Source organism: Parabacteroides sp. merdae-related_45_40 (assembly GCF_001915675.1).
On the sequence record NZ_MNQY01000023.1, the window covers coordinates 1 to 2193 of the forward strand.

2 protein-coding genes and 1 pseudogene are annotated in these 2193 nt (G+C 45.6%); all 3 read left to right on the forward strand.

All coding sequences use genetic code 11. The features are described 5' to 3' along the window. Positions 1-59: 59 nt before the first annotated feature. The gene (locus tag BHV83_RS00405) at positions 60-1046 is read left to right on the forward strand and encodes a hypothetical protein (RefSeq protein ID WP_286755275.1); all 987 of its coding nucleotides are present in this window, start codon (positions 60-62) and stop codon (positions 1044-1046) included. Positions 1047-1062: 16 nt separating this feature from the next. Continuing rightward, positions 1063-1965, forward strand: coding sequence for a hypothetical protein (locus tag BHV83_RS00410; protein ID WP_005649144.1), 903 nt, complete (start codon positions 1063-1065; stop codon positions 1963-1965). Positions 1966-1975: 10 nt separating this feature from the next. Beyond that, a pseudogene (locus tag BHV83_RS00415) lies at positions 1976-2193 on the forward strand (hypothetical protein); the annotation flags it as partial.

The following is a 2193-nucleotide window of genomic DNA, read 5'->3' on the forward strand; positions in this document are numbered from 1 at the left end:
GACAGGAGCCAATTATTACAATGAATCAGTACGAACGATAAAACAAGGATATTTAAGCAATGAGTAAGAAAGGTGCATTTATTTATCAACAGATCGAACTGACGACGGCTGAATGGGCCGATAACGCAACCGTCTACCCTACATCAGTCTGGTTATTTGAACGTTTGGAAAACGGTAAATTCAACATGAAGCTGGCTGATGGCGTTCATACGTTTGCCCAGTTGCCGGCCGTCATGCAGGAGGTTAAGGTCACAGTTAAAACGAATGATGCCACGACCTATATCCTGACGATCACGACGGCTGAAGGTAAGTTTGACACCCCGAACCTTCGGGGAAACGATGCCCCGGTTCCTTCGATCGATCCGGAAACCAAGCATTGGAAAATAGGCGAAGAGGATACGGGTGTGGTAGCCGAAGGACAGGACGGGGAAAGCTACGACGACACGGAAATCAGGAACGCGCTGACAGCCTTGCAGCAGCAGGTCAACACGCTCGTTTCGGGTGACGCATCGAGTGCCATCGAGTCATTTAACGAGATCATCGCTTTTCTTGCCAACGTAGAGGACACACAGACGTTGCAAGGGATCATTGCCGGGCTGAACCAGAGCATCACAAACGTCCAGCAGGCGATTCCGACAAGGCTATCCCAGTTACAGAATGACGACCATACGGTCAAGGACGCTGCTTATGTCCATACCGACAATAATTACAGCAATGAAGAGAAAACGAAGGTATCGGACTCTTTGAGGTTGAAAGAGTATGTCGATGTCGAGTCTCTGGCGGCTCTTCCGTCATCACCGTATAACCTTCGCTTCAAATACACAAGCAAATCCCCGCAAGCGATCAACTTTGCCGATATCGCCAGCGTACCGGAAATGCAGGAATTCTATCTGTCGATCTTGAACAGTTCCGGGTCGGACTTTGACCAACCGGTCCCTAATGGTTCTGGCTGGCAGTCCGAGGAATCAAGTGTAACGTTACCGAACGGGAAACCGACAGGTGTATCCTTGAAGAAAGAACACGGGATAATAGTAATTAGGGTATAATTCAAAACAGGAAGAGATGAAACGTAGATTGATATCAGGTAATCTATATAATACAGTGCCTAAATTGGTAAAGCTGGTAAGTCCTTTAGGTATCCAACAGAATTATATAATAGAGAAAAAATATAAGTTTGTGGATTTGCTAATCGTTGGAGGTGGCGGCGGAGGTGGCACAAACAGTGGTGGCGGTGGAGCTTCTGGAACAATAGCATTTGCTCGTAATATAAAAATCTCTTTGCTACCGAAAACTTTGACTTGTAAAATTGCAAAGCCTGTAAATGCACAAACTGATGGGGATAGTACAACTCTTGAAATAAACGGGGATACGATAATCTGTGCTGGAGGGCAAAGAGGTAATAGTGAGGGAGCAGGAGGGCTTGGTAATGGCTCTAAAATACCAGACAGTATATATACCATTCTATCAAAGTTGGTAGAAAACCCATCTTCCGATATCGCGATTTGTAATAATGGTGGAGGCTCTCCTGGTTATTGGAATGGTTCTTACGGTTATGCTGGTGGTTCAGGCGCATCTATGTCGGGTAATGGAAATTCATCGTCAGGAATGACCGGTGGAAACAGTGTAAGTAATGCAGATGGTATGGGCGGTTATAAAGGTGGAAATAGTCAATCTTATCAAGGTGGTACAGGATATAAATATAACAATGTACTTATTCCTATTGGCCTATTTGGAGGAGGTGGAACTTCGGGGAAAGGCTCGAACGGATCTGGTTCGGATGGATCTGGAGCAGGTGGTGGGGCGGCAGGTCTTGAATCAGGTGGAAATGGTGGAAATTCAGGGTCAAGCAATCCTACGAATGGCGGAAATGGTGGCATTGGAGCTGGTGGCGGAGGAGGTGGTAGTCTGTCACGTAAAGGAGGAAAAGGAGGACAGGGTATAATTTGTTTATATTATCACAATTAAGAATAGCAATATGATATACATTCATAAAGACATTAATTTTTGGAAAACGAAAGTAAAACTTCCTGATTCCTATCTCATAAGTACAGATATAGACGATTATGAGGTTGGGGCTTATCTTCCGCTCTCAGAAGAACAGGAACAGTACCACAACGAACATCCGGATGCAACCCCGTTGGAGTGTTGGCACATGCAGCCCACTCCAGAACCTGAACCGACTCCGGAAGAATT

Bases quoted from the DNA above. Each gene is read 5' to 3' on its own strand.
- BHV83_RS00405 (WP_286755275.1), top strand. From the start codon at position 60: ATGAGTAAGAAAGGTGCATTTATTTATCAACAGATCGAACTGACGACG.
- BHV83_RS00410 (WP_005649144.1), top strand. From the start codon at position 1,063: ATGAAACGTAGATTGATATCAGGTAATCTATATAATACAGTGCCTAAA.